3 protein-coding genes and 1 pseudogene are annotated in these 5,796 nt (G+C 58.2%); 1 reads left to right on the forward strand and 3 read right to left on the reverse strand.

What is annotated here, in order from left to right; all coding sequences use genetic code 11:
• Nucleotides 1–36: 36 nt before the first annotated feature.
• Together Q363_RS30120 and Q363_RS30125 are read right to left on the reverse strand one after the other, a co-directional pair.
• Nucleotides 37–1,296: an IS110 family RNA-guided transposase gene (locus Q363_RS30120; protein WP_084080921.1), complete on the reverse strand. Its 1,260-nt coding sequence runs from the start codon at nucleotides 1,294–1,296 to the stop codon at nucleotides 37–39.
• A 379-nt stretch (nucleotides 1,297–1,675) separates the two neighbouring features.
• On the reverse strand, nucleotides 1,676–2,494 hold the full coding sequence (locus Q363_RS30125; RefSeq protein WP_035358109.1) for a tetratricopeptide repeat protein: 819 nt from the start codon (nucleotides 2,492–2,494) through the stop codon (nucleotides 1,676–1,678).
• Nucleotides 2,495–2,904: 410 nt separating this feature from the next.
• Between Q363_RS30125 and Q363_RS30130 the strand changes: the two genes are divergently transcribed.
• Nucleotides 2,905–5,223, forward strand: coding sequence for a winged helix-turn-helix domain-containing protein (locus Q363_RS30130; protein WP_035358111.1), 2,319 nt, complete (start codon nucleotides 2,905–2,907; stop codon nucleotides 5,221–5,223).
• Nucleotides 5,224–5,462: 239 nt separating this feature from the next.
• Here Q363_RS30130 and Q363_RS30135 read toward each other — a convergent pair.
• Nucleotides 5,463–5,796: pseudogene (locus tag Q363_RS30135) on the reverse strand (hypothetical protein); the annotation flags it as partial.

The following is a 5,796-nucleotide window of genomic DNA, read 5'->3' on the forward strand; positions in this document are numbered from 1 at the left end:
ACTGGGTCGAAAATCGCGTTCGTCAGGCCGGACCTCCTATATAGGTTCGACTCGGTAGCCAAGCATTCTGAGTTTCCGGATCATTCTTGCCGTATGGCGTTGTTGGGACTGTTTCGACACTGCAGGGCCGCGTTCTTCATAACGAACGCCGTTATGCAAAATTATCCAGATCAAGTGACAGAGACGATGCGCAACTACGCCGATGGTTTTGTTATGTCCCAGGCGCGGCACTAGACGACGGTACACGATCTCGAAGATGCTCCCCTTGCGTTTGACAGCAGCATTCGCAGCTTGATTGAGAATGCGGCGCATCTGGCGGTTACCCTTTGGCGAGTGCCGGCTGCGGTTCACGCCCGCGCTCTCTTCCTTTCCCGGGCATGCCCCTACCCACGAGGAGAGCTTTTCGGCTGAGGGGAAGGTCGCTGCTTTTGCACCCACTTCGGCGATAATCTGTTGCGCCGAATCCACTCCCAGCCCGGGGACTACCGCCAGCCTCTCGACTGCATCCTGGTGCCGCTGGAGCAGACTCGCGATCTCCCGCTCCAATTGACTGATCTGCTGCTCGACGAATTGCAAGCCTTCGATCGTCAACTTTACCAGCCGGCGATAGACCGGGTTGAGCTCCGTGCAGGCACCCAGCGCGTCATGCAGCTGTGCCGGCGTGGCGCGCAAGCGCTGATCGGCCAAGGCGGCCAGAGCCGCGGGATCGGTTTCTCCGTCCGCTAGCGCCTTGAGCATACGACGTGCACTGGCGCCCAACAGATCTGAAACCAAACTGGACAACTTGATATGGGCTTCTTCCAGCAGTGCCTCCAGTTGGTTCTGCAGACGAACCTTGTCACGCGTCCGTTGATACCTTGTGCGGGTGAGTGTTCGCCACAGGCGTTGTTCGGCATCGGGCACGAAGCTCAAGACCAGCTCCTGCGATACGAGCCGCTTCACCAAACGTTCGCCGTCTCGAAAATCTGTCTTGCGCCCGCGCCGCCCGCGATTGGACAAGGCTTGCGCCAGATGCAGTGTTCCCGACATCCGGCCCGCACCCTCCCGACTCTGACACATCGGCTTCCAATATCGCTCCACTGCTCCCCAAACAGGCTTCCAGTACTGCGCGGTCGATTCCATTACCACTTCCTCGACCTGCCGCTCGATGAGCCATTCCGACAGCACCCGCAACTGCTCAGGATTGCTGCCGTACCAGCGTCGCTCAAATTGATATTCGTCATCGACTTCGACGTCAGCCACAACCACGGCCAGCCTCTTTTTATGAACATCGATTCCCGCCATCCTATAAGGCATAAGCTTCCTCCTGGCGGGAATGGAGAACGTGCCGGGCTTACATTAACCTGGGTCTCGGGCTATCGCCGCTCCCACAGGGGAGAGACAACGCACCATTCATTCGCTCGATCACGCACGCTCCGGATCAAACTTACATTCGGCTTTAGCATCTCCACTGTCTTTTCGATCTCGCCACTCCCAGCCGTTCTGGATTATGACTCGGAACCTAAGCGATTTTCATAGAATTTCGCGGGCCGAAGGCCCTACTCAACTTACATGGATGCCCGTTACTCGGGGGTGACCGTCACCTTATCGCGGTCGCTTCCGGATATCCCGTCCCTCTCTGAATGCCAGTGGAGAGTCGGAGGCGGGATGAGCCTGTATGCCACCAAATCACTCATCACCGCAGCGCATTGGACAGGCTGTTAGCGCTTACCGTGCAGTTTGCGCATGGTTGCGGCGTCGCCTGAGCCAGCTGATCGTCGATTCGCTTTACGTCGAGACTACGATGCATCGCCTTCAGGAAGTCTCGATACTCGAGCAACGCATCGCGTGAATGCGGTGCTCCGGGAGCGTTCTGGGTTGTGATGATGTGCACCCCCTGAAGCATCATTCGCTCGGCCTCCTCGCTATCGCCTGTCTTCCACCTGGCGTACCCGATCGCCATCAGCACCTTACCGGCGGGCAAAGAATCCGCTGGATAGACGAGGCGTGCGAGGTCCATGGCATGTTCGGCATCGCGCAGCCCTTCAGCGCATTTGTGTTGCTCGCAACGCGCGTACGCTAGAGTGACTAGCGTGCCGATGAGACCGACTCTGCCTGAGTCGCCCGCTGCAGTCAGGTTTGCCTGTGCCTCGGCTGCGATGTTCTCAGCCCGTTTGAACTTGCGGCCGTCGAGAGCGAGTTCGGCGAGATGTAACTGACTGACTCCGAGCGCAGCGATATCGTCTTGCTTTCTGCGTGCGGCAAAACCTCTCGTCAGATATTGCTCGGCTTCGGCCCTGCGATTGTACGCGAGGTAAAGAACGCCTAGGTTGTCGAGCAAGGTCGCATAGTTTTTCTGCGCTTCGGGTGCATTCCTGAGCAGACGAAGCGAGCGGAAATAAGCGTCTTCCGCGCGCCCGAAGTCGGCTTGCGCCGCATAGTCTGAGGCGAGCCGGGCCCAGAGATAGCCGATCTTTACGTCGGGGAGATGCTCGCGTTCTGCCAGGTCGATCATGTGGCGTTCTTGCGCGATGTCCTTCTGTGTCGTAGTTGAGAACCGCTGCGGGCAAACGTGTTCGCAAACGGACAGAACGATGCAGAGAGTGAGGGCTTGCGTCCGGAAGCGGACACACGGGTTCCTTCGATGACCAGAATGCAACATCGTCATAGAACGGAACATGGCGAACCTCCTCGATGATCCTGCGGCTTCGTCCTGCTCCAACTACCGCTTGGGATATTCGCAATGTGCGCCGCTGCGGCCATCCGCTCAATGCTCTGGAGATCATTCCGTCATCATCTGCTCATTGCGCTCTCCGCCCTTGAAACAAAAGGACTTTAACCTTCGAATAAATTGCTGGTTCGAGTGTTCTGCTGGCCTGCCGATTTAGAAAGGTGTAAAGTTTTTTAGCCCAGAGGAGCGCGCTAATGGGCATGCCGGTCGACACGCCACGGACCTGGCGCTTCGGCGTCTTCGAACTGGACGCCTTGAGTGGAGAACTGCGCCGCAATGGCACGGTCGTCAAGCTGCGCGAACAGCCGGCGCGCATTTTGCTCCTGCTGCTCGAGCACGCGGGGCAGATGGTCACGCGCGAGCAATTGCGCCAGCATCTCTGGCCATCCGACACCTTCGTCGATTTCGACCACAGCCTGAATTCTGCTGTCATGAAGCTCCGCGAGGCCTTGGGCGACTCGGCCGACAAGCCTCTCTACATCGAAACCATCCCGAAGAAGGGTTATCGCTTTGTCGCGCCCATCGAAACCATCCCGAAGAAGGGTTATCGCTTTGTCGCGCCCGTCTCCCAACCGGGGGATGCGCAGAATGACGGCGCTTCGTCTCGATTGACTGCGATATCCGAGATGGCTGTATCCAACACGCGGGAACAGAGCAATGGGAGCGTTGAAGTCCGCACTATTACACCTGACGAGAAGCAAGACCGTCGAAGGCTGTTCTCCAGGAAGGTAGCCATTCTGATCCTGTTAGTCGTGTCTGCGATTGGAATCGCCGCGCTTATTCGATCTGCGTCTCTTCGATCCGCCCTTCAGCCTCAGCCATCTTCAGGCGAACCGAACATGATGTCCTCGAATCTGCGTACTTCGATTCTCACGAGTGCGCCCGGAGACGCGCAATCTCCATCGTTTTCACCGGATGGGCGTCAGATCGCGTTCGTTTGGGATGGTGTGGAGCGCACACACTACGACATCTATGTGCAGTTGGTAGGAGGCGACACGCCGCTACAAATCACACACCACAAGCGGGGCGACGGTGTTCCCGGCCCGCCCCAGTGGTCGCCGGATGGGCGGGAGATCGCCTTTACCCGCTGCAATAGCGACCGCGATGGAGTCTACACCGTCCCCGCACTCGGCGGCCCCGAGCGTCGACTGACGAACTCGCCCTGCCGGGACTCTGTCGCGGGCCGGCCTACCTGGACTCCCGACAGCAAAGCTATGGTGATGCTCGACCAGTGCACCCCGGGTGGTCCGCGCAGCCTTGTGCTCTTCTCTTTCGCAACCGGCGAGAAGCGCTGTCTGGCCGCGGGATCTCCCGGAGACTTTGACGCCGAGGATGCGCTCTCCCCGGACGGACGAACCGTTGCATTTTCTCGTTGGACCGACTCAGGCTATAGCGAGCTCTATGCCGTGCCGCTTACCGGTGGCCCACCGAGGCGCCTTGTTTCAACCGGTACTTACTCCTGGAACCCGATGTGGACACCCGACGGCAAATACATCGTCCTCTACTCGTTGCGAGGAAACATGGTGCACCCCTGGAGGGTGCCGGTAGCAGGCGGCCCGGTGGAACCTGAGATGGTTTACCCGGGCGTGGGTTCGATCTCTCAGGACGGGCGGAGGCTTGTCTATGCGGAGAGCCAGGTGGCTATGTATACTCCCAGTGCAATCTGGCGGGCGGATCTTTCGAACGCAGGCGGCCCAGTACTTCGTACCAGGAAGCTCATCTATTCACAGTTCCTGGAGGACGCTGCCGAACCCTCCCCGGACGGGACGCGTCTTGCGCTGCAATCAGCACGTTCCGGCACAAACCAGATTTGGCTCAACAGCTCTGAGGGCAATCATCCGGTGCAACTGACGACCATTGGCCGCTCGGGCACTCCGCGCTGGTCGCCCGATGGACGATGGATCGCCTTCGACACCCATGTAGAGAATCACGTTCATAGCTACTCCCATATCTACGTCGTTGATGCAGAGGGCAGGAACCTTCATGCGATCACGCATGGTGACTCCGACAACTACGTGCCGAGTTGGTCCCGCGACGGCAAGTCCATCTACTTCGCGTCGGACCGTACTGGAACCAGGCAGATCTGGAAGCATTCTGTTGAGAACGGGTCCGAGAGACGGCTGACCGAGCATGGCGGCTTTGATCCTCTCGAGTCCTACGACGGGCAAACCATCTACTACAGCAAGTTTGACGAACCTGGCATATGGAGCATGCCCGCAAGCGGAGGCAGCGAGTCGCCTGTGGTGACCGGCAAGCCGCAAGTAAGCTACTGGGGACACTGGGCCGTGACGGAGAACGGACTTTACCTGCTGGACGTCGATGCCGAACCACGACCTACGATCGAGTTCTATAGCTTCGCTACCCGCAGGATTACGCCAGTCCTGTCACTTGAAAAAAAACCTATCGATTGGCAGCCCAGCTTAAGCGCGTCGCGAGACGGGCGCACCCTCTTCTACGCTCAGAACGATCCCCAGAGCGTTATCAAGATGGTAGAGAACTTCCGCCAGGAATAGCCGACAGCGCTACATGTAGTCCAATTGCCTAATGCAAGTCACTACATCTTCTTGTCGAACGAGGTGGATGTGCTGCGCGAAATGAATGCATTCCTGGCGAAGCTGCTATATCGACCACTAACGAATGAGTGACGACAAACGCATTGGAATTCGTTAAGCCGCTCAACTCCCAGATGGTCGGCAACTCCGTCGAAAATCACCGTCGAAAATCACCTCCTCCAGGGGTAGGTCCGGGAGTTCTATGCCGGAGCTCTGTTGGCAGGGTTGATCTGGACGTTGTAGCCAAATTTACGAAGTTGTTTCGCGAGGTATTTGGCACGATGGATAAGGAGCTTTGGTTCGGATTCGATGCCCTGTTCGATGTAGCGGATTCCCTCATGAAGAATCTTCCAGACCAAGCGGCATAGGCGGTGTGCGATAGCCCAGACAGCGGACTGATAACCCAGACGCGGCAGCAGACGCCGGAACACTGCCTGAAAGTGGGTGCCTTTGCTCCGGGCGGCAGCATGAGCGGCCTGGTTGAGCACCCGGCGCATGTATTTGTTGCCTTTCGCCGAACGGCTGCTGGAGTTC

Origin of the sequence: Edaphobacter aggregans DSM 19364 (assembly GCF_000745965.1) — a bacterium.
GTDB classification, from domain to species: domain Bacteria; phylum Acidobacteriota; class Terriglobia; order Terriglobales; family Acidobacteriaceae; genus Edaphobacter; species Edaphobacter aggregans.